General features: G+C 62.6%; 21 protein-coding genes. 9 read left to right on the top strand and 12 right to left on the bottom strand.

The window, feature by feature from the left end:
- Positions 1–72: 72 nt before the first annotated feature.
- The 4 genes from AC1RLZ_RS02365 (at position 73) to tsaA (ending at position 2,745) form a co-directional block, all read left to right on the top strand.
- Positions 73–807, top strand: coding sequence for an AzlC family ABC transporter permease (locus tag AC1RLZ_RS02365; RefSeq protein ID WP_371425032.1), 735 nt, complete (start codon positions 73–75; stop codon positions 805–807).
- Positions 804–1,148, top strand: coding sequence for an AzlD domain-containing protein (locus tag AC1RLZ_RS02370; RefSeq protein ID WP_371425031.1), 345 nt, complete (start codon positions 804–806; stop codon positions 1,146–1,148). Before AC1RLZ_RS02365 ends, AC1RLZ_RS02370 begins: the two co-directional genes overlap by 4 nt.
- Before the next feature lie 92 nt (positions 1,149–1,240).
- On the top strand, positions 1,241–2,227 hold the full coding sequence (locus tag AC1RLZ_RS02375; RefSeq protein WP_493187315.1) for a Bug family tripartite tricarboxylate transporter substrate binding protein: 987 nt from the start codon (positions 1,241–1,243) through the stop codon (positions 2,225–2,227).
- A gap of 26 nt (positions 2,228–2,253) precedes the next feature.
- Positions 2,254–2,745 (top strand): tRNA (N6-threonylcarbamoyladenosine(37)-N6)-methyltransferase TrmO, encoded by a 492-nt coding sequence (gene tsaA / locus AC1RLZ_RS02380; protein WP_493187316.1) that lies wholly within the window; start codon positions 2,254–2,256, stop codon positions 2,743–2,745.
- A 193-nt stretch (positions 2,746–2,938) separates the two neighbouring features.
- On the opposite strand, the gene AC1RLZ_RS02385 is transcribed toward tsaA, so the two are convergent.
- The 4 genes from AC1RLZ_RS02385 to AC1RLZ_RS02400 all read right to left on the bottom strand — a co-directional run bounded on the left by AC1RLZ_RS02385 (position 2,939) and on the right by AC1RLZ_RS02400 (position 6,154).
- Positions 2,939–3,367 carry an HIT family protein gene (locus tag AC1RLZ_RS02385; protein WP_493187317.1) on the bottom strand — a complete coding sequence of 143 codons (429 nt, stop codon included), beginning with the start codon at positions 3,365–3,367 and terminating at the stop codon, positions 2,939–2,941.
- A gap of 59 nt (positions 3,368–3,426) precedes the next feature.
- Positions 3,427–4,662: a GNAT family N-acetyltransferase gene (locus AC1RLZ_RS02390; RefSeq protein ID WP_493187318.1), complete on the bottom strand. Its 1,236-nt coding sequence runs from the start codon at positions 4,660–4,662 to the stop codon at positions 3,427–3,429.
- A 200-nt stretch (positions 4,663–4,862) separates the two neighbouring features.
- Positions 4,863–5,609: a glycerophosphodiester phosphodiesterase gene (locus tag AC1RLZ_RS02395; protein ID WP_493187319.1), complete on the bottom strand. Its 747-nt coding sequence runs from the start codon at positions 5,607–5,609 to the stop codon at positions 4,863–4,865.
- 77 nt (positions 5,610–5,686) lie between these two features.
- Positions 5,687–6,154, bottom strand: coding sequence for a RidA family protein (locus AC1RLZ_RS02400; protein ID WP_089263740.1), 468 nt, complete (start codon positions 6,152–6,154; stop codon positions 5,687–5,689).
- A 306-nt stretch (positions 6,155–6,460) separates the two neighbouring features.
- On the opposite strand from AC1RLZ_RS02400, the gene AC1RLZ_RS02405 reads away from it, so the two are divergent.
- The gene (locus AC1RLZ_RS02405; RefSeq protein ID WP_371425047.1) at positions 6,461–7,282 is read left to right on the top strand and encodes a cell envelope integrity EipB family protein; all 822 of its coding nucleotides are present in this window, start codon (positions 6,461–6,463) and stop codon (positions 7,280–7,282) included.
- A gap of 50 nt (positions 7,283–7,332) precedes the next feature.
- Here AC1RLZ_RS02405 and AC1RLZ_RS02410 read toward each other — a convergent pair whose 3' ends face one another.
- Positions 7,333–8,712: a malonyl-CoA decarboxylase gene (locus tag AC1RLZ_RS02410; protein ID WP_493187320.1), complete on the bottom strand. Its 1,380-nt coding sequence runs from the start codon at positions 8,710–8,712 to the stop codon at positions 7,333–7,335.
- Positions 8,713–8,886: 174 nt separating this feature from the next.
- Here AC1RLZ_RS02410 and AC1RLZ_RS02415 point away from each other — a divergent pair, with 174 nt between their 5' ends.
- On the top strand, positions 8,887–9,873 hold the full coding sequence (locus AC1RLZ_RS02415) for an ABC transporter substrate-binding protein (protein WP_068732554.1): 987 nt from the start codon (positions 8,887–8,889) through the stop codon (positions 9,871–9,873).
- A gap of 194 nt (positions 9,874–10,067) precedes the next feature.
- Here the strand turns inward: AC1RLZ_RS02415 and AC1RLZ_RS02420 are convergent, their stop codons facing one another.
- Positions 10,068–11,084, bottom strand: a complete 1,017-nt coding sequence (locus AC1RLZ_RS02420; protein WP_493187321.1) for a flavin reductase — start codon at positions 11,082–11,084, stop codon at positions 10,068–10,070.
- 140 nt (positions 11,085–11,224) lie between these two features.
- On the opposite strand from AC1RLZ_RS02420, the gene AC1RLZ_RS02425 reads away from it, so the two are divergent.
- Positions 11,225–12,271, top strand: a complete 1,047-nt coding sequence (locus AC1RLZ_RS02425) for a 2,5-dihydroxypyridine 5,6-dioxygenase NicX family protein (RefSeq protein ID WP_493187322.1) — start codon at positions 11,225–11,227, stop codon at positions 12,269–12,271.
- A 119-nt stretch (positions 12,272–12,390) separates the two neighbouring features.
- Here the strand turns inward: AC1RLZ_RS02425 and AC1RLZ_RS02430 are convergent, their stop codons facing one another.
- Together AC1RLZ_RS02430 and AC1RLZ_RS02435 are read right to left on the bottom strand one after the other, a co-directional pair.
- Positions 12,391–13,704 carry a DNA polymerase IV gene (locus tag AC1RLZ_RS02430; RefSeq protein ID WP_493187525.1) on the bottom strand — a complete coding sequence of 438 codons (1,314 nt, stop codon included), beginning with the start codon at positions 13,702–13,704 and terminating at the stop codon, positions 12,391–12,393.
- Positions 13,695–13,988: a DUF3572 domain-containing protein gene (locus AC1RLZ_RS02435; protein ID WP_371425045.1), complete on the bottom strand. Its 294-nt coding sequence runs from the start codon at positions 13,986–13,988 to the stop codon at positions 13,695–13,697. Before AC1RLZ_RS02435 ends, AC1RLZ_RS02430 begins: the two co-directional genes overlap by 10 nt.
- A 219-nt stretch (positions 13,989–14,207) precedes the next feature.
- Between AC1RLZ_RS02435 and AC1RLZ_RS02440 the strand changes: the two genes are divergently transcribed.
- Positions 14,208–14,573: a response regulator gene (locus tag AC1RLZ_RS02440; RefSeq protein ID WP_068732379.1), complete on the top strand. Its 366-nt coding sequence runs from the start codon at positions 14,208–14,210 to the stop codon at positions 14,571–14,573.
- 10 nt (positions 14,574–14,583) lie between these two features.
- Positions 14,584–15,957: a PleD family two-component system response regulator gene (locus AC1RLZ_RS02445; RefSeq protein WP_493187323.1), complete on the top strand. Its 1,374-nt coding sequence runs from the start codon at positions 14,584–14,586 to the stop codon at positions 15,955–15,957.
- Between the two features lie 7 nt (positions 15,958–15,964).
- On the opposite strand, the gene AC1RLZ_RS02450 is transcribed toward AC1RLZ_RS02445, so the two are convergent.
- The 4 genes from AC1RLZ_RS02450 to AC1RLZ_RS02465 form a co-directional block, all read right to left on the bottom strand.
- Positions 15,965–16,741, bottom strand: a complete 777-nt coding sequence (locus tag AC1RLZ_RS02450) for an MBT domain-containing protein (protein WP_493187324.1) — start codon at positions 16,739–16,741, stop codon at positions 15,965–15,967.
- A 259-nt stretch (positions 16,742–17,000) separates the two neighbouring features.
- Positions 17,001–17,168 carry a 50S ribosomal protein L33 gene (gene rpmG / locus AC1RLZ_RS02455; protein WP_211908954.1) on the bottom strand — a complete coding sequence of 56 codons (168 nt, stop codon included), beginning with the start codon at positions 17,166–17,168 and terminating at the stop codon, positions 17,001–17,003.
- Positions 17,169–17,293: 125 nt separating this feature from the next.
- Positions 17,294–18,619, bottom strand: coding sequence for an LLM class flavin-dependent oxidoreductase (locus AC1RLZ_RS02460; protein WP_493187325.1), 1,326 nt, complete (start codon positions 18,617–18,619; stop codon positions 17,294–17,296).
- A gap of 211 nt (positions 18,620–18,830) precedes the next feature.
- Positions 18,831–19,745 carry a LysR family transcriptional regulator gene (locus tag AC1RLZ_RS02465; RefSeq protein WP_493187326.1) on the bottom strand — a complete coding sequence of 305 codons (915 nt, stop codon included), beginning with the start codon at positions 19,743–19,745 and terminating at the stop codon, positions 18,831–18,833.
- Between the last annotated feature and the right edge of the window lie 87 nt (positions 19,746–19,832).

The raw sequence follows: 19,832 nt of genomic DNA on the forward strand, positions 1-19,832 counted from the left end.
TTCCGCGATCTTGACGGCTGCGGATTTCGGCCGCCTATGGCAGGTCGGATCAATCAATAACATGCGGATACCGTGGCGCTTCCTGCACTGGATTCACCGAGATGGCAGGGCAGTGCAGCCGCCTTCCTGTTCGGGATGGGGTCGATCGCCAGGACCATCCTGACGCTGGTGCTGTTCGCGACCTATGTCGGCATCGGCGCACTCGCCCATGACACACATTTCAGCCTGTTCTGGGCGCTGGCTAGCACGTTATTCGTCTGGGCGGGGCCTGCGCAGATCATTCTTCTCGTCGCGCTCGGCTCCGGCGCCACGGTGATTCAGGCGGCGCTCGCGGTGACCGTGAGCGCGATCCGGCTGTTTCCCATGGTGGTGTCGGTGCTGCCGATGCTGCGCATGCCGGATACCAAAAAGCGCCAACTGATCCTGCCATCGCATTTCATCGCGGTGACGCTGTGGGTCGAGTGTTTCCGGTTGATGCCGCAGGTCCCGCGCGAGCGACGCATCGCCTTCGTCAACGGGCTCGGAGTGGGCCTCGTCTCGACGTCGCTGACCGCGACCTTCATCGGCTATCACCTCGCGGCCAATCTGCCGCCGCTGTTCGGCGCGGCGATCCTGCTGCTGACGCCGCTGGCGTTCCTGCTGTCCACCGCACGCAACTGCAAGCAGCTCGCCGATGTCGTGGCGCTCGTGCTCGGCCTCGCGCTGTTTCCTGTCGTGTCGATGTTCAACACCGGCGTCGACATCCTGATATCGGGCGTCTCCGCCGGGACCATCGCCTATGGCGTGCATCGCTGGAGGCGGCGATGAGCGACTTCATCGGCGACTGGCACGCGCTCCTTGTGCTGCTGCTGGCGGGTTTCCTGCCCAATGAAGTCTGGCGCATGCTCGGCCTGTGGCTCGGCGGCGGCGTCGACGAAGAGTCCGAGATATTGGTCTGGGTGAGGGCGGTGGCCACTGCGATCCTCGCCGGCGTTATCGCGCAAATCCTGGTCGTGCCGCCCGGCGCGCTGGCAAGTATTCCACCGCCGCTGCGCTATGGCGCGGTAGCTGTCGGTCTCGTCGTCTTCGTCGCTTTCAGGCGATCGATCTTCCTCGGCGTCGCATGCGGCGAATTGGTGATGGTCGCCGGCAAATACATCCTGGGTTGATAGGCGGCAGCATCAGGCTGTATCGGCCTTGTATGACTGCGTGAACGCGATAGTCTCCGCCCAACTTAAAAAATAATCGGTTGGGAGATGATATGAAATTTCGCGCGCGTTCTGCCCTGATATCCGGCCTTGTCATCGCTGCGATGGCCGTTGCCGCGCCGCTCGCCCGTGCAGCGGAATATCCCGTGCGCACGATCAAGCTCGTGGTGCCTTACGCAGCGGGTGGCCCGACGGATGTGCTCGCGCGGCTGGTCGCGGACTATCTCGGCCGCGACCTCAAGCAGCCGACGATCGTCGAGAACAAGCCGGGCGCGCAGGGCGCCATCGCCGCCGAAGCGGTCGTACGTGCAGAACCCGATGGCTACACGTTGTTCGTCACTGCCGCGTCGATCATGGTGCTCAATCCGCTGCTCTACAAAAAGCTGTCCTACGATCCGCAGAAGGATCTGCGCATGCTGACGGTGGTCACCGATCTGCCTGTGGTGATGGAGGTGCATCCGTCCGTGCCGGCCAAGACGGTGAAGGAATTCGTGGCTTACGCGAAAGCCAATCCGGGCAAGCTGAATTTCGGCTCGGCCGGCACCGGCGGCACCATTCATCTCGCAGGCGAGATGTTCAAGCAGATTGCCGGCGTCGAGATGACTCATGTGCCTTACAAGGGCGCGGGGCCGGCGCTGACCGATCTTCTCTCCGGCAATATCCAGGTGATGTTCGATACGCTCTCCACGGCGCTGCCGCCGGTGAAGGCCGGCCTGCTGCGGCCGCTCGGCGTCAGTTCGAAAGAACGCAGCCCGGATCTGTCTGACGTGCCGACCGTGATCGAGAGCGGCTATCCCGATTATCAGGTTGGCGTCTGGTTCGGCCTGGCGGGGTCGTCGAAACTGCCGGACGACGTCGTCAGGACCGTGACAGCCAGCATGGATCGCGCCCTGAACGACAACACGTTCCGTGCCTCGCTGGAAAAGATCGGCTTTCCCGTGCTGCGGCCGAAGAGCGTCAAGGAGATCAACGAATTCGTTGACGAAGACCGGGCGCGGTGGTCGAAGGTGATCAAGGCGCAGAACATCTCGCTGGATTGATCGACAGGGTGCAGGAACGGTGACCAATGGTTCGTGAAAGCGAAATCCGTGCCGGCGAACTCGCCGTCGATGCACCGAAGCCGAACCATGCGGGCCTCGTCTATATCGGGCGCATCCGCACGCCATGGACGTCGCGGCTGGAAACGCCGCGACAGGGCCGCCATGACGGCCCGGTGTGCCGGCTCGAGATCTTCGAGCCGTGGGTGCCGGGGCTGAAGGACCTCGATCTCTACAAGTATCTCGAAGTGATCTACTGGCTGCATCTGTCGCGCCGCGACCTGGTGCTGCAGAGCCCCAGGAACGACGGCAATGCCCGCGGTATCTTTTCGCTGCGCACGCCGGTGCGGCCCAATCCGCTGGGTACGTCGATGGTGAAGCTGGTGGGAATCGAGGGATCGACCGTGCTGGTACGCGGGCTCGATTGTCTCGACGAGACGCCGCTCCTGGACGTGAAGCCCGACCGCTGCGAATTCACGCCGCTGGCGCCGCCGCAGCCGGGTGATTTCCAGACGGAGTAGTTTCCCTCGCCCCGCTTGCGGGGAGAGGGTGGATCGAACGCACGGAGTGCGTTCGAGACGGGTGAGGGGGAGCCAGTCCGTAGGATGGGGTAGAGCGGAGGCGCATCGCGCCGGAGCGAAACCCATCAACGACATCGAATGGCATTGATGGGTTTCGCGAAGACGCTCTACCCATCCTACGCGCTGAGACGGCCTAAAGCGCCGCCAGTGCCGCGATCAGCTTGGTCGCGTTGTCTTCCAGCACTTTCGGGTCTTCCTTGCGCGACGCCGGCGGCAGCAGGGCGACATTGTCGTGGCGCGGCATCACATGCATGTGCAGGTGAAACACCACCTGACCGCCGGCGGCTTCCGAATATTGCGCGACGGTCATGCCGTCGGCGTTGAAGGCGTGTCTGCAGGCGGCGGCGATCTTGTGGGCGGCGCGGATCACATGGGCGTAGTCGTCCGCCGTGATGTCGAAGATGTTGCGCGCGGGCGCCTTGGGGATCACCAGCGTATGGCCGGGCGAGCGCGGCATGATGTCCAGAAAAGCCAGGACGTGCTCGTTCTCATAGACCTTGTAGCAGGGGAATTCGCCGCGCAGAATCTTGGCGAAGATGTTGTTGGGGTCATACGCGGTCATGGAATCCTCCGGAGAATTTCGGGGACTGTCGCTGCCAGACGTGACCCGGTCAAGACGGCTTAATCGTGCTCGTCGGTCTTCCGGAACGGGCCGGCTTCGGTCAATTCGCGGACGGCCTCCGCGACATATTCGCGCTCGCGCTGAAGATATTCGCCGACGGCCTGACGCAGTCCGCGATCGGCGATGTAATGCGCCGAATAGGTGGTCTGCGGCAGATAGCCCCGTGCGATCTTGTGCTCGCCCTGGGCGCCGGCCTCGACAATCTTCAATCCGCGGCGAATGGCGAAGTCGATGGCCTGATAATAGCAGACCTCGAAATGCAGGAACGGATGATGTTCGATGGCGCCCCAGTGGCGGCCGAACAGCGTGTCCGAGCCGATGAAGTTGATGGCGCCCGCGATCCATTTGCCGTCGCGTCTGGCCATGATCAGCACGACATCATCGCTCATGCTCTCGGCAATGAGCGAATAAAACGCGCGTGTCAGATAGGGACGCCCCCATTTGCGCGAGCCGGTCTCCATGTAGAAGGCGAAGAACGCATCCCAGGCATCCTCGGTGATATCGCTGCCGGTGAGGGGATGGATGGTGATGCCATTGGCCAGCGCGTCGCGGCGTTCGCGCTTGATCGCCTTGCGGTGACGTGAATTCAGCGTCGCCAGGAAGTCGTCGAAACTGCCGTAGCCGTCATTGTGGAAATGAAACTGCTGGTCGGTGCGCTGCAGGAAGCCGCGCTGGCCAAGAAATTGCCATTCGCTCTCGCGTGCGAAAGTGACGTGAACCGACGATGCATCGGTGGCGTCGCACAGGCCGACGAGGCCGCCGGCCAGCGCCGCGCCAACGCGTTCCACGTCGACGCCGTCGCGGATCAGGAGGCGCGGTCCGGCGGCCGGCGTGAAGGGAACCGAGGCCTGCAGTTTCGGGTAATATTGCCCGCCCGCGCGCTCATAGGCGTCGGCCCAGCCGCGGTCGAACACGTATTCGCCCTGCGAGTGGGATTTCAGATAACAGGGCACAATACCCAGGATGCGGCCCTCGCTTCTGGCGATCAGGTGCCGCGGACCCCAGCCGGTGCGGGCGCAGGCCGAATTCGATTTCTCGACGGCCGTGAAAAAGGCGTGGGACACGAATGGGTTGTAGATGGGCTTCGAGCTGCAACCGTTGCTCGCCGGCGCCAATGTGTCGAGGCGTTCGACCCCGCCGAGATCGGCGCGGCCGGTGGCGCAGGCGTCCCAGTCCGTGGCCGGAATCTGGCTGATGGACGCCACTGCTTCGAGGGTAATGTCCGATGACGTCATCAATCACTTGAACCGGTCATGTGCGATCAACCATCGCGGTGACCGCTCCTAAGATTGTGTATCGCGCCCGCCACTTCAAGGGTCACGTCCGAGCGCGTAGGATGGGTAGAGCGGAGGCGCATCGCGCCGGAGCGAAACCCATCACTCGCGAGGGAAAGCGATGGGTTTCGCTGCGCTCTGCCCATCCTACGCGCTTGTGGCTAGGGCACGAAGCCTTCGAACGTCATCTGGTCGGCATAGCGGGCCGTGATGGCGCGCTGTTCCGGCGTCCGCACGGTCCAGGTCAGCAGCGCGCAGCCGAAAATATTGCGGGCGATCCACGGCGCCGGGGCAGGCAGTTCCTTGACCCAATAGGAGACGAAGTGCGGCCGGGTGCGGAAGGCATGGCGCAGATGCCGCATGCCGTCGCGCTGGGCCTGCGTCAACGTCAGCCACTCGCCAGCGTCATAGGTGCGCTGGGCGGTGATGCCGCGCGGGATCCCGGGGGCGATCTCGCGCATCGCGAGAACCTGATCGGGATCGAACGACATCCAGGCGACGGGGCCGCGATAGGTTCTGAGAATATCGGCGACGCGGCGCACGAGTTTGCGGTCGCCATCGAAATGGCTCTTGATCTCGATCACGAGCCCGACGCGGCCATCGATCAGGGCGAGGAGATCGCCAAGCGTCATCATGCGCTCCGGCGTGTCCTTGAAGGCAATTTGCTTGAGTTCGGCGGATGTCTTCGCGAGCAGGGGACCGGAGCCTTCGGTGAGGCGGCCGAGCTCATCGTCATGATGCACCATCGCCTCGCCGTCGGCGGTGAGCTGCACATCGGTCTCGATGCTGAAATTGCCTGCGATGGCGGCATGCATGGCGCCGGGCATGTTCTCGATGATGCCGCGCGCAGGGTCGTGCAGGCCACGATGCGCGACCGGTCGGGCGATGAGCCAGTCAGGTGCGCGCATCGGGATTGTCCTGCATCAGAGCGTTTTCAAGCGAAGTGGATACCGGTTCGCGTGAAGAAACGCGTCAAGACGAAAAGCTAGATGACTTCGAACACGGCGTCGATCTCGACCGCGCAATCGGCGGGCAGCGAGGCAACGCCGACAGCGGCGCGGGAATGCCGGCCCTTGTCGCCGAAGGCGGCGACCATCAGGTCCGATGCGCCATTGATGATCTTCGGCGCGTCGATGAAATCCGGCGTCGAATTGACGAAGCCGCCGAGACGGACGACGCGGGCCACCTTGTCGAGATCGCCGAGCGCTGCCTTGACCTGGGCCAGGATATTGATGGCGCAGCCGCGCGCCGCATTGACGCCCTGCTCGAGGGTGACGCCGGCACCGAGCTTGCCCTTGGCGATCAGCTGGCCGTCTGCGCCCATGCAGATCTGGCCGGAGACGAACAGCAGATTACCGGTGCGGACGAAGCCGACATAGTTCGCCACCGGGCTCACCGGCTCGTGAAGCTTGACCCCCAAATCCGCGAGTTTCTGCTCGACCGTTCCTGCCATCGTGATTCCCCAAATGATTGATGAAGTGCCCGAACAAAGGTCCCCAAAGGGTTCAGGCACCGTCTGTTTCACCCATACCGCGTCGCCACGCAAGTGACGATCGGGCGACACCGGGTCGCCGCCGTAACGGTGCGGATTCGGCGAGATTTGCTGCAGAATATGGCATTTCCGCAGTGCTAATCCGGCGTGGCCGTAGTTGCGACGCAATAAGGCGCTCTCTATTGTTGTAGTTCGAGAATCCAGGGAAACCCCATGCGCCGCATTTCCTCCGTTTCGCGCCTTCAGGCTGCTTCGCTGGCACTGACCATGGCGACCTTCGTGGCGCCGGTATCGGCATTCGCGGCTCCCCCCGCTGCGGGCACGCCGTTCGTGGCGCATCAGGCGCTGTATGAGTTGAAGCTCTTGAAGTCGCGCGGCAATGCCAGCGTCAACAGCGCCAGCGGCCGCATCCTCTACAATTTCACCGGCAGTGCCTGCGAAGGCTACACCTCGGATTTCCGCCAGGTCTCCGAACTGAACAGCGGCGAGGACAAGACCACGCTGAGCGATCTGCGCTCCACCAGTTGGGAAGCCGGCGACGGCAAGAGCTATCGCTTCAAGATCGACACCCGCATGAATGACGGCGATGCCAGCGCCGTCGATGGCATGGCGGAACGCGAGGGCGACCACGTCACCGTCAAGCTGAAGCAGCCAGTGGCCAAGACCTTCACGCTGGATGGCTCGACCGTATTTCCGACCGAGCAGATCCATCGCATCATCGCCGCTGCGCGCGAGGGCAAGTCGGTGCTGGAACTGAATGTCTATGACGGTTCGGATACCGGCGAGAAAGTCTACAGCACGCTCACGATCATCGGGCAGGCGATCCCCGGCGACCGCAAGGTCACCGAACCCGATCCTTCGACGGGCGATGACGGCATGAAGAAGCTGACGCGCTGGCCGGTGACCGTCAGCTATTACGACAAATCGGCAAAATCCTCCGATGGCGGCGAGCAGATGCCGGTCTATGCCATGTCGTTTGAACTCTTTGAGAACGGCGTCTCGCGGTCCCTGGTGCTGGACTACAATGACTTCGTCATCGGCGGCGCCATGAGCAAGTTCAATGTGAAGGACAGCAAGCCCTGCAAGTGAGCAGGGCTCACACTCTCCCCGCAGGCCGGGAGAGTGTGACGCACTGAGCTTTACTCCGCTCTTGTCAGCCGCATGCTGTCCAGCAAACGCAGGCCACCGCCACCTTCGCTCTTCAGCAGCTTCTTCACCGCGCTTGATGCCGCGATCTCGTAATGATCGGCATAGGCCTCGTGGTTCTTCTCGATATCGTCGAGACGATACAGATAGTTCACCATCAGGCTGGCGGACTCGCGCAGGCCCTTGGCCGAGGTGTCGCCGAGCCAGTCGATGCGCTCCAGCCGTGCGCCGTTGCCGAGATGGAAGCGGGCGACGGAATCGATCGGGCCGCCGCGCGGGCTCTTGGCTTTCAGGAAGTAATGCGCGGCGAGGTGCTCCATCACGGGCTTGAGCTGTGCCGTCAGCGCTGTGTCGTGCACCCACAGCGGATCGGCGAGCATGTCGACCAGCGCCTGGTCCTCATTGGACAGGTTGAGGTCATCGGCCTTCTTGAGCCACTTCATGAAGCCCGGCACCGGTGACAGCGTCACGAAAGTGTCGAGCTTCGGCAGTTCGCGGCGCAGTTCCTCGACCACCTGCTTGATCAGGAAGTTGCCGAACGAAATGCCGCCGAGACCGCGCTGGCAGTTGGAGATCGAATAGAACACCGCGGTGCGCGCGCGCTCGATGGGCACCGGCTGGCGATCGACGGCCAGCAGCGGCGCGATGGCGCCCGGAATGGTTTCGGTGAGCGCAACCTCGACGAAGATCAGCGGCTCATCGACCAATGCGGGATGGAAGAACGCGTAGCAGCGGCGATCCGCGGGATCGATGCGGCGGCGCAGATCGTCCCAGTCGTGGATCTCATGCACCGCCTCATACTTGATGACTTTTTCCAGCACATTGGCGGGCGTGGACCAGTCGATCTTGCGCAGCACGAGAAATCCCCTGTTGAACCACGATGCCAAGAGATGGACGACGTCGCGATCGACGGCGTTGAGATCCTTGTTACCATTCTTCAGATCGAGAAGATCCTCACGCATCTTCACGAGTTCGCTGGTCGCGTTCGGCGCGCGGTTCAGCCGGCGAAACAACTCCTGCCGCTGCGGCTCGGATGCGAAATGCAATTCGCCGGAGACGTCACCGGTCGGCTTGGCGCGCCATGCCTCGATGGCCTTTTCGAGCTTGTCGCGATCCGGACCGTAATTCTGCGCGAGGTGCTCGAAGAAAGTGAGGCGGCCGGCCTCGTCGAGACTCTTGTAGCGGTCGAGCACGCCGCGCGCGAGGACCGTGCCCGATGCTTCGCCGCGTCCTGACAAAAGCTCTGCGCAGAGTTCGATCAAATCCGATGCGTTCTGTTTGGGATCGACAGATGCAGGACCGAGCCGCAGCAGCGTGCGTCCGCGTTCCGAGATGGATGCGAGGAGATCGGAGAAGAAGGAGTCATTGCTCATGGTGAATCAATTCCCGGGCTGGCAGTCCGACCAGTCTGCTTCAATATAGCCCATAGCGAGGCATATTGCGCGTTCATTTGAAGCATGAAACAATTGTGAGCGGGGAGCGCTTCGGCAGGAGAATTGCATTCGTTTCTGATTGCGGCCGGGTCGCTGAAAACAGAGGAATTCAGGATGAAGCGGATCGCATCGAAGCGTGGCGTTGTGGCAGCTCTCGCGCTGGGCGCGTTGCTGAGCAGTGGCTCGGCATTTGCCCAACAAACCATCAAGGTTGGCTGGACCATTCCGGCCGAAGAATCCAAATACTGGATGATGAAGCGTCCGCAGGAATTCGCGGATCTCGGCAAGAAATACAATATCGAGTGGGTGCAGTTTCAGGGCACTGCGCCGATGACGCAGGCACTCGCGGCCGGCGCGCTGGACTGCGCGACCCAATCGGTGCTGGCACTGGCGCAGGGCGTGCAGAGCGGCAACCTCAAGGCCTCCATCGTCGCGCAGCACGTGTTCGAGAAGCCGGGCAGCTTCTCCGTCTATTGGGCCGTGAAGGACGATTCACCGATCAAGACCATCGCCGACCTCAAGGGGAAGACGATGTCGATCAACACGCTGGGCTCCGGCATCTATGGCCCGATGGCGATCCTGCTGAAGCAGGCCGGCCTCGATCCGGCCAAGGACGTCAAGCTGGTTGAAGTCGGCTTCGCCCTCTCGGAAGAAGCGCTGCGTTCGGGCCGCGTCGATTCCGCCGTGATGAACCAGCCGTTCGCCGCGCGCATGGAAGCCAAGGGTGGCACCCGCAAGCTGTTCTCGCTGTCGCAGCAGCAGGATGGCATCGTGCACATCCTCGAAGCCTGCCGTGCCGACTTCATCGAGAAGAATCCGGAACTGGCCAGGATGTATGTGCGTGACCTGACGCTGGGCATGCAGAAGGCGCTGGCCAACCGCGACGAAACCCTGAAGGTCGTCAACGAAGTGATGAAGGCCCCGATCCCGGTGCTGGAAACCTATCTGCTCAAGGACAATGATTTCGCCAGGGATCCGGGCGCCGCGCCGAATTTCGACGCGATCCAGAAGATGCTCGACACCTATGTCGAATCCGGAATGCTGCCGAAGAAGCTCGACGTCTCCGAGCTGAAGGGCAAGGTCGTCGCGCCGATCAAGTAACGGCGCTTCGTCGACAATGACGTGATGGTCGGGCAAAGCGCGAAGCGCGGCTTCGCTGGATGTCCCGGCCATTTTCGTTTGTAGGATGGGTAGAGCGGCGTTACGCGTAGCGTAGCGCTGCGAAACCCATCGCCCACATGCACTGAAAGTGATGGGTTTCGCTGCGCTCTACCCATCCTACGCCGAGAGCTCAGCTACTCGCCTGCGACATCTGACATGCCGCTGTCGATCAGGAGATCGAGGGTATATTTGATCGTTGCGCGCTCGTCGTCGCTGAAGCGCTTCAGCAGTTCGGCCTCATGTTCGAGCGCAGCCTTCTGCACGGGCTTGACGCGCGCGCGACCCTTGGCGGTGAGGTACAAGGTGACGCGGCGGCGATCGTTGGACGTGCTCTTGCGCTTCAGCAGCTCGTCGCGCTCCATGCGGTCGAGCACTTTTGTCAGGCCCGGCTGCTTCATCAAGGCCATCGCCGCGAGTTCGCCGACCGACAGGCCCTCGACATCGGCAAGGCAGGCCAGCACGCGCCATTCGGGCACCGTGAGGTCCCACTCCTTGAGCCGGGCGTGAAAGGTGCTGGACACATTGAAGCTCGCGCGCGCCAGCAGATAGGACAGGTAGCTGCGTGCAAAACTGTTGCTGGCCAGGGCCGGCGTACGCGGCTGTGCCTTGTCGATGCGGCGGAGTTGTCCGGAGTGGAAGACGAGCGGATCGTGATTGCGCTCGACGAAATGCACGACCTCGCCGACAAGGATGGTGTGGTCGCCGCCGGGATAGCGTGCCCACGTCTTGCATTCGAAGATCGGTGCGAGGCCCTCGATCAGCGGTGCGCCGCTGATGCCCGGTGCATGCGCGATATCAGCGAATTTGTCGGAGCCGCGGCGGCCGAAGCGCATCGCCAGCTCGCCATGATCGGCGCCGAGAAAGTGGATGGCAAACGCATCTGCCGCGACGAAGGGATCGTGGCTCGGCGAGGATTTTGCGACGCTCCACAGCACAAGTGGCGGATCGAGCGACACGGACGAGAAGGAGTTGGCGGTCATGCCGACGGGATGGTCGCCATTGGTGGCGGTGACCACGGTGACGCCGGTCGGAAACTGGCCCAGCGCCTGACGGAAGGTGGCGGGGTTGACCGCCTGCGCCTTATCCGGGAGCTTGTCGTCCGCGACCTTGTCATGCGCCGTCTTGTCAAACGCCGTTTTGTCAAAGGCCATGGGATTCGCCGCTCCGCGACGTCAGGGACTGCTCAAAATACAGCGCCAGACTGTCCTTCAAGATTAAAAATATTCCTTTTCATATAACATGACGGCGCCTATCATCCAATCATAATCGCTTAAAAACACGGAGAAACGGCATGCTGGCGGATCGCATCGAGGCGAAATGGATCGACGCATTCTGCGAGATCTTCGAACGCTGCGCGGTCAAGCCCGGCGACACTGCCGCCATCCTCTCCGAGACGCAATCGCGCGCGCTGAATGTCCACATCGCCGAACTGGCATTGCTGCGCATGGGCGCGCGGCCGTTCCACGTCGTGGTGCCGACGCCGCGCAACAAGCAGGTCGTGCCGATCCGCTCCACCGGCGCGTCCGAGGCGATCCAGCAGCTCGGCCCGGTGGTGTCTGCGCTGCAGCAGGCCGGCTTCGTGGTCGACTGCACCATCGAGGGCCTGATGCATGCGAAGGAGACGCCGGAGATTCTCAAGGCCGGCGCACGCATTCTGGTGATCTCCAACGAGCATCCCGAAGCGCTCGAGCGCATGGTGCCGGACTCGGCGCTCGAGAAGCGCGTGCGCGCGGCGGCGAAGATGCTGCGCGGCACGAAGCACATGAAGGTGACGTCGAAGGCGGGCACCGATCTCGACATCAACATGGAAGGCGCCGCCACCGTCGGCGTCTGGGGCTGGACCGACAAGCCGGGCACGCTGGCGCATTGGCCGGGCGGCATCGTGGTGAGCTTCCCGAAGAGCAAGACCATCAACGGCACGGTGGTGATGGATGCAGGCGATATCAATCTGACTTTCAAGCGCTACCTGACGTCGCCGGTGCGGATGCTGTTCAAGGACGACTATCTCACCGAACTCACGGGCGAGGGCGCCGACGCCGAGATGATGAAGCGCTATCTGGCCGCCTGGGGCGATCGCGAAGCTTACGCCGTGTCGCATGTGGGCTGGGGCATGAACCCCAATGCGCGCTACGAGGCGCTGCAGATGTATGACCAGCGCGACACCAACGGCACGGAAATCCGCGCCGTGGCAGGCAACTTCCTGTTCTCCACCGGCGCCAACGAATTCGCGGGCCGCTATACGGCGGGGCATTTCGATCTGCCGATCTTCAAGACAACGATCACGCTGGACGGCGTGGATGTGATCAGGGACGGCGAGTTGCAGGACGTGTTCGGCTAGCCACAAACTCTGCCCTCATGGTGAGGAGCGCGCCACTCGGCGTGCGTCTCGAACCATGACGGGGGGCGCGGCCATCCCTCGAGACGGCGCTGAAAAAGCGCTTCCTCAGGATGACGGGCTCAGCTTTTCTCGGAAGTTCGCGGCTTCTCCGGCCCGTCATAGGCGATGCCGCGGATCACCGCGGCGCTGCCGAACTTCTTCCTGAGATCGTCCATCGCCCGTTCGGCATGAGACGAGCGGCGGTCGAGCATGTTGTCGTCGCCGGCTTCCGCGCCGGGTTTCAGCGCGCTGACGCCGGTGCCGATCAGGCGAAAGGCCGTGCCGTCGATTTCCTTCGCCAGCATCTCGCGGCTGATATCGAAGATGCGCGCCGCCATCTGCGTCGGCGACTGGATCGATTGCGAGCGGGTGCGCTGGCGGAAATCCGCGGTCTTGAGTTTCAACGTCACCGTGGTGCCCGAAAGCTCACTGCTCTTCAGTCGCGAGGAGACCTTTTCCGACAAGCGCCACAGGATTTTCTCCAGCGTGGCGAAGTCGCGGATATCTTCGTTGAATGTGGTTTCGTTCGAGATCGTCTTGGCGCCGCGATCGGCGACCACGAGGCGATCGTCGATGCCGCGGGCGAGGCGCCACAGCCTGCGGCCTTCGCCGCCGAACTGTTTCATCAGGTCGGTCTCATCGGCCTTCTGGATGTCGCTGATCTTGCGAAAGCCGCGCTGCGAGAGTTTCTCCGCGGTCGCCGGGCCGACGCCGTAGATAAAGCTGACGGGCCTGTCGGCGAGCATGGCCACGGCGTCGTCCTGATCGAGTGTGGCGAAGCCGCGTGGCTTGTCGAGATCGCTGGCGATCTTGGCGAGAAACTTGTTCACCGACAGGCCGACCGAGACCGTGATGCCGACAGTGCGCTCGATGTCGGCGGCGAATTTCGCCAGCACCTTGGCGGGGATCATGCCGTGCACGCGCTGCGTGCCGGACAGATCGAGAAAGGCCTCGTCGATCGACAGCGGCTCCACCAGCGGCGTTAACGCCTGCATGGCGTGACGGACCTCGCGGCCGACGCGGACATATTTCGCCATGTCGGGCCGCACCACGACGGCATCGGGGCAGAGATCGAGCGCCTTGAACATCGGCATCGCCGAGCGCACACCATAGGTGCGGGCGATGTAACAGGCCGCCGACACCACGCCGCGCTTGCCGCCGCCGATGATGACAGGCTGATCGACGATCGCGGGGTTATCGCGCTTCTCCACGGTCGCATAGAACGCATCGCAGTCGATATGCGCCAGCGTCAGCGCGGGCAGTGCGTGGTGCCGCACCAGGCGCGGCGAGCCGCAGGCGGTACAGCGCTTCACGCGAACATCCAGATCGACAAGGCAATCCCGGCAGAAGCAGCGCGGTCCGCTCAGCTCTGACGGGGAGGCGCTCACGTAAATTCCTGCCCGCGGGGATCGAGTGCCTGCCGCGCGGCGGCGATGGTGGTGGGGTCCAGTTGCGACGATGCCGAAAACGCTTTCACGGTCTCGTCATCGCGCAGCACGAAATCGAGCACGCTGACGAGGAACTGCGGGTCCTTTGCAGCCGACCGGAGGGTCTCCGGACCGATTCCGCTCTCGGAGAGGAACAGGCCCAGCCGATCGGGTTGCCCCGCGACAAAGGATAGCGCCTGAATCGCAACGATTTCAGCGACTTCGCTGGGGTGGCGCTTGGGCTTTTTCATCATGCGTGTTTGCCTTTCCGTAACTTATCGTCTCTATTTTGAATCATCATGCCCGAGTCACCGGGGCGATTCCAGTTGGTGGGATGCGCGCGGTACATGGGCACTTCGGCGGGTGGCCGAAGTGAATTCGGAAGTTCGCTTCGGAAATCGCAGTGCCGGTGACGCAGGGCAATCATGCCCCGCGCATACAAGACCGTTCAGTCGGGATTGGAGGGCGGGATGGCAAAAACCGTCCTGATCGTGGAGGACAACGAGCTCAACATGAAGCTCTTCCGTGACCTGCTGGAAGCCCATGGCTATCAGACAGTCGGCACGAGCAATGGCTATGAAGCGCTCGATCTGGTCCGCTCGCTCCGCCCCGATCTCATCCTCATGGATATTCAGCTACCGCAGGTCTCCGGTCTCGAAGTGACCGGCTGGATCAAGAAGGATCCTGCGATCAGCATGATCCCCGTCGTTGCCGTCACAGCCTTCGCCATGAAGGGCGACGAAGAGCGTATCCGCGAAGGCGGCTGCGAAGCCTATTTGTCAAAGCCCATTTCGGTCGGAAAATTTATCGAAACCGTTCGACGGTTCATCGGTTAGGGAGTTCCCTATGTCAGCGCGTATTCTTGTCGTCGATGACATCCCCGCCAACGTCAAGCTTCTGGAAGCCCGTCTCTCGGCGGAATATTTCGACGTCGTCACCGCGTCCAACGGCGCACAGGCGCTGGAAGTCTGTGCGCGTTCGGAATGCGACCTGATCCTGCTCGACGTCATGATGCCCGACATGGACGGCTTCGAAGTCTGCCGTCGCCTCAAAGCCAATCCGAAGACGCATTTCATTCCGGTCGTCATGGTCACCGCGCTGGATTCGCCATCGGATCGCGTGCGCGGGCTCGAAGCCGGCGCCGATGACTTCCTCACCAAGCCCGTCGCGGATGCCGTGCTGGTGGCCCGCGTGCGTTCGCTGACGCGTCTGAAGATGATGACCGATGAGCTGCGCATGCGCGCCATCACCTCGCTCGAGATCGGCGTACAGGCGCCCGAGCGCAGCGCCGTGGCCGATGCGGGCGTGGGCGGGCGCATCCTGCTGGTCGACGATCGTCCGTCATCCTATGAGCGGCTGGCGCCGATCCTGTCGGCCGAGCACACTGTCGATGTCGAACCCAATCCGACCGAGGCGCTGTTTCATGCCGCCGAGGGCAATTACGATCTGCTCATTGTCTCGCTCAGCCTAGAGAATTACGACGGATTGCGGCTGTGCAGCCAGGCGCGTTCGCTGGAACGCACGCGGCAGATTCCCATTCTCGCCATCGCCGATGCCGACAACAATCCGCGGCTGCTGCGTGGCCTCGAAATCGGCGTCAACGACTACCTCATGCGTCCGGTGGACAAGAACGAGCTCCTGGCCCGCGCCCGCACGCAGGTGCGTCGCCGTCGCTACACCGACCATTTGCGCGATAACGTGCAGAACTCCATCGAGGCTGCGATCACCGACGGGCTCACCGGTCTGCATAATCGGCGCTACATGGAAAGCCATCTGGAGACGCTGGCAGAGCAGGCGGCCAGCCGCAGCAAGCCGCTGGCGCTGATGATGCTCGACATCGACTTCTTCAAGTCGATCAACGACAATCATGGCCACGATGCCGGCGACGACGTACTCCGCGAATTCGCCGTGCGCGTCCGCAAGTCGATCCGCGGCATCGATCTGGCCTGTCGCTATGGCGGCGAGGAATTCGTCATCGTGATGCCAGAGACCGACATGCATGTCGCCAGCATGGTGGCCGAGCGTCTGCGCCGCTCGATCGCCGGCGAGCCGTTCTCCATCGACAAGGGCAACAAGCGCATCGAGGTCACGATCTCGATCGGGCTGTCGACGCTGGAGAAGAAGGGCGAGCCGATCGCCAACGTGCTCAAGCGTGCCGACGTGGCGCTGTATCGCGCCAAGCACGACGGCCGCAATCGCGTGGTCGCTGCGGCCGCCTAAGCCACTGTCACAGACGTGTTCGTGCCGACGGTTGCGACCATCGCGACGGCGGCGAGATTGGGCGTGATCCCGTATCGAAGGTCTGCGTGACCTGCCGGGCCGCGCAGTAAGCCGGGCGCGTCATGCGCGCGCGCAGATAGGCGTCGGCTTCTTTCGTCGGCAATTCCTTGTCGATCACGAGTTTGTCGAGCGCGCAGGCGAGGGCATCCGCGCCCGGCTTGGTGCCGGTGGCGTCGCAGGTCCAGCCGGAGAGGAACACAGCCCTGGTATCGAAGCGCGAGCTGAAGGCAAGGCACTGTTTCCAGCGGCCGTCAGTCTCGACGCGCGTTTCGACGGCATGGACAGGGCCGTAGCGCGTTTCCAGATCGAAGTGCGTGGAGAGCGTCTGGAAGCGCATGTTGCGCAAAAGCTTTGTGTCGCGCGGGTCGAAAGTCGGCCGCGTCTGGAGGCCGCCCGGGGGCGGGAACGCGATCGCCACGGTGAGATCGATCCCGCGATGATCAAGTGCCCCGTATTGCATGACCTCAACACGGCCAAGCAGTCCGCTGGTGATGATATCGGAGCTGACGGGTAACCGTGTGAAGCTGCCGTCAGCGATCCTGAAAGCTGGCTTGTCCTGGACCACCTGGACCCGATTGCCCCAGAGCCAGATCAACACGAAGGCGATGATCCCGAAGACAATCATTCCGAAAAAATAGAAGGCGTATCGGACGAAGACGCCGGCCAGCGACACCGCGGACGAGAGTTGGCCAGCCGTCGTTGAGTCGGTGTCGCGGAAAGACAAGGGATGCTCCCGATGCAAAATAATTGCGTCGAATGATACCTACTTGTCGCACGAAATGACGGGACTACCGTTTCAATTGCCGATCAATACCCGCCATAGTTGTGGCAGGGTAAATGCAGTGCTGCGCGGATTCTTAGAATTGGAGCGGTCGGGCCGAGCTTCTCGCTCAACCGCGCCCCGCGCCTTGCGGGGCGAGGCTAAAAGAAAACGGGGCCCGAAAGGACCCCGTTCAAAATCCGTCAGCAGTTGCAGTCAGCGCTTACTTGATCTTGGCTTCCTTGAACTCGACGTGCTTGCGCGCGACCGGGTCATACTTCTTCTTGACCATCTTGTCGGTCATGGTGCGCGAGTTCTTCTTGGCGGTGTAGTAGAAGCCGGTGTCCGCGGTGGAAACGAGCTTAATCTTGATGGTGACCGCTTTGGCCATGGTGAACCTCTGAATGTCAGGAATCGGGTGACAGCCAGAGCACTGGCCGTGTTGGGGCGCAACCTAGCCCCGAACGCCCCAAAGTCAAGGTTTTCCGGGGTGGTAAATCCGGGGATTTCCGGGTCCTAGCCCGGAAAGAAGCGGTTTTCGGGCCGCGGGAGGCCCAAATTCTCCCGGAGCGTCCGGCCTTCGTACTCCGTGCGGAAAATCCCGCGCTTCTGCAGTTCCGGGATCACCCGGTCGACAAAGTCGTTCAGCCCCTCCGGCAGATACGGAAACATGATGTTGAAACCGTCGGAGGCCTCGGTTTCCAGCCATTCCTGCATCTCGTCGGCAATGGTCCGGGGCGTGCCCACGAAGGCGGAGCCGCCATAGCCGCCGAGGCGCTGGGCAAGCTGGCGCACGGTCAGGTTCTCGCGCCGGGCGAGGGCGATGACGCGTTCCCGGCCGCTCTTGCTGGCATTGGTTTCGGGTATCTCGGGCAGCGGGCCATCTGGATCGAATCCGGAGGCATCGGTGCCGAGATTGATCGAGAGCGAGGCGATGGCGTTGGCGTAATGCACCTTGCTGTCGAGCAGCGCGCGTTTCTCCTTGGCTTCCTCGACGCTGTCGCCGACCACCACGAAGGCGCCGGGCAGGATCTTGAGGTGGTCGCGATCGCGGCCGAGCGCGGCCATGCGGCCCTTGATGTCGGCGTAGAGCTTTTGCGCATCGCCGATGGGGCCACCCCCGGTGAACACCGCTTCCGCTGTTTCGGCAGCGAGCTGCTTGCCGTCTTCCGATGCGCCGGCCTGCACAATGACGGGCCATCCCTGCACGGGGCGGGCGATGTTCAGCGGGCCGCGCACCGAGAGATACGGGCCCTTGTGATCGAGCACATGCATCTTCTCGGGGTCCATGAAGATGCCGCTCTCGACATCGCGGATGAATGCATCGTCGGCGAAGGAATCCCACAGGCCCGTGACGACGTCATAGAACTCACGCGCGCGCTTGTAGCGCTCGGTATGCTCCATGTGATCGTCCATGCCGAAGTTGAGTGCGGCATCGGGGTTCGAGGTCGTCACGATATTCCAGCCGGCGCGGCCACCGGAGATATGATCGAGCGAGGCGAAGCGGCGGGCGACGTGATAGGGCGCGTCAAAGGTGGTGGAGCCGGTGGCGACGAGGCCGATATTCTCGGTGACCGCAGCGAGTGCCGATAGCAGCGTGAACGGCTCGAATGACGTCACCGTGTGGCTGCGCTTCAGCGCCTCGACCGGCATGTTCAGCACCGCGAGATGATCGGCCATGAAGAAGGCGTCGAACTTGCCGGCTTCGAGCTTCCGGATCATCTGCTTCAGCAGCGGAAAATTGAAGTTCGCGTTCGGTACCGCGCCGGGATAACGCCATGCCCCGGTATGGATGCTGACCGGGCGCATGAAGGCCCCGAGCTTCAATTGACGCTTCGCCATCTGGAATTCCCCGTGATGCTGGTCGGGAACAGATAGGGACGCCAGCGCGTGCAGGTAGATGCTGCTCACGAGAAGATTATTGCGATTTGGAGATTGTCCGCAGAACCTCATCCTGAGGAGCGGCGTCTTCGCCGCGTCTCGAAGGATGGAGACGGGCGCTCATGGTTCGAGACGGCGCTAAAGTAGCGCCTCCTCACCATGAGGACGGAGCTCATCCCTTCTTCGGATTCAGCGTCGGGTCCATCGCGAATTGCGTTTCCAGATAGTCGATCATGACGCGGGTCTTTTGCGGCACGAAGCGGCGCGAGGGATAGACCGCGCTGATCGGCACCGGTTTCGGTTCGAACGCTTCGAGCAGCACGATGAGACGGCCCGTCTCGATCTCATCGGTGAAATGCCAGATCGGGACGAAGCCGATGCCGAGGCCGGACATCACGGCTTCGCGAACGCCCTCAGAACTCTGCGTGCGCACCGGTCCTGTGGCTTCGATGGCGATCGGGCCCTCAGGACTTTCGAAGCGCCAGGTCACGCCGGCGGTGAAGCGCGTATAGGGGATGCAGTCGTGACCTGCGAGGTCGGTGGGATGCGCCGGCATTGTCCTGCCGCGCAGATAGGACGGCGAGGCCACCAGGATACGGCGTGTCACGCCGATCTTTCTGGCGATCAGGTTCTGGTCGGTCACCACGCCGGATCGGATCGCGAGATCGATGCCGTCCTCGACGAGGTCGCTGAAGCCGTCATTCATCACGAGGTCGACATTGACGTCGGGGTAACGTGCCAGAAAGCCCTTCAGGTGAGGGATCACACGCAGCCGGCCGAACACCACGGGGAGGGCCAGTTGCAACGTGCCTGATGGTCTGGCCCGGCGTCGGCCAACCGCGCCCTCGGCCTCCGCAACGGCCTCCAGCGCCAGTTTGGCGCGCTCGTAGAAGCCGCGGCCGTCATCGGTCAGCGTCAGCCTGCGGGTGGTGCGGGTGAACAGACGGGTGCCGAGATGATCTTCCAGCGTGGCGATCTGCCGGCTGACCGTCGGCTGACTGGAATTCTGCTCTGCGGCGACACGGCTGAAGGACCCGGCCTCAACGACCCGGATGAAGGCTTGGAAGAGGGCGACAGTATCGGTCATTCATTCAAAATACGGATAAATGATATCCGATCAAGCCCATAACCACTCCACAGTGGATGGAGCATGTTCTCCTGGTCGGACGGCGAT

Source organism: Tardiphaga sp. GW822-FHT04G09, assembly GCF_058800725.1.

What these genes read in the sequence shown, in the direction of transcription:
- AC1RLZ_RS02400 (WP_089263740.1), bottom strand. Translation starts at nt 6,154, where the DNA reads ATGGCAGGAACGGTCGAGCAGAAACTCGCGGATTTGGGGGTCAAGCTT.
- AC1RLZ_RS02395 (WP_493187319.1), bottom strand. Translation starts at nt 5,609, where the DNA reads ATGCGCGCACCTGACTGGCTCATCGCCCGACCGGTCGCGCATCGTGGC.
- AC1RLZ_RS02405 (WP_371425047.1), top strand. Translation starts at nt 6,461, where the DNA reads ATGGCGACCTTCGTGGCGCCGGTATCGGCATTCGCGGCTCCCCCCGCT.
- AC1RLZ_RS02435 (WP_371425045.1), bottom strand. Translation starts at nt 13,988, where the DNA reads ATGAAAAAGCCCAAGCGCCACCCCAGCGAAGTCGCTGAAATCGTTGCG.
- tsaA (WP_493187316.1), top strand. Translation starts at nt 2,254, where the DNA reads ATGGTTCGTGAAAGCGAAATCCGTGCCGGCGAACTCGCCGTCGATGCA.
- AC1RLZ_RS02370 (WP_371425031.1), top strand. Translation starts at nt 804, where the DNA reads ATGAGCGACTTCATCGGCGACTGGCACGCGCTCCTTGTGCTGCTGCTG.
- AC1RLZ_RS02410 (WP_493187320.1), bottom strand. Translation starts at nt 8,712, where the DNA reads ATGAGCAATGACTCCTTCTTCTCCGATCTCCTCGCATCCATCTCGGAA.
- AC1RLZ_RS02445 (WP_493187323.1), top strand. Translation starts at nt 14,584, where the DNA reads ATGTCAGCGCGTATTCTTGTCGTCGATGACATCCCCGCCAACGTCAAG.
- AC1RLZ_RS02465 (WP_493187326.1), bottom strand. Translation starts at nt 19,745, where the DNA reads ATGACCGATACTGTCGCCCTCTTCCAAGCCTTCATCCGGGTCGTTGAG.
- AC1RLZ_RS02390 (WP_493187318.1), bottom strand. Translation starts at nt 4,662, where the DNA reads ATGACGTCATCGGACATTACCCTCGAAGCAGTGGCGTCCATCAGCCAG.
- AC1RLZ_RS02385 (WP_493187317.1), bottom strand. Translation starts at nt 3,367, where the DNA reads ATGACCGCGTATGACCCCAACAACATCTTCGCCAAGATTCTGCGCGGC.
- AC1RLZ_RS02440 (WP_068732379.1), top strand. Translation starts at nt 14,208, where the DNA reads ATGGCAAAAACCGTCCTGATCGTGGAGGACAACGAGCTCAACATGAAG.
- AC1RLZ_RS02375 (WP_493187315.1), top strand. Translation starts at nt 1,241, where the DNA reads ATGAAATTTCGCGCGCGTTCTGCCCTGATATCCGGCCTTGTCATCGCT.
- AC1RLZ_RS02425 (WP_493187322.1), top strand. Translation starts at nt 11,225, where the DNA reads ATGCTGGCGGATCGCATCGAGGCGAAATGGATCGACGCATTCTGCGAG.
- AC1RLZ_RS02460 (WP_493187325.1), bottom strand. Translation starts at nt 18,619, where the DNA reads ATGGCGAAGCGTCAATTGAAGCTCGGGGCCTTCATGCGCCCGGTCAGC.
- AC1RLZ_RS02415 (WP_068732554.1), top strand. Translation starts at nt 8,887, where the DNA reads ATGAAGCGGATCGCATCGAAGCGTGGCGTTGTGGCAGCTCTCGCGCTG.
- rpmG (WP_211908954.1), bottom strand. Translation starts at nt 17,168, where the DNA reads ATGGCCAAAGCGGTCACCATCAAGATTAAGCTCGTTTCCACCGCGGAC.
- AC1RLZ_RS02420 (WP_493187321.1), bottom strand. Translation starts at nt 11,084, where the DNA reads ATGGCCTTTGACAAAACGGCGTTTGACAAGACGGCGCATGACAAGGTC.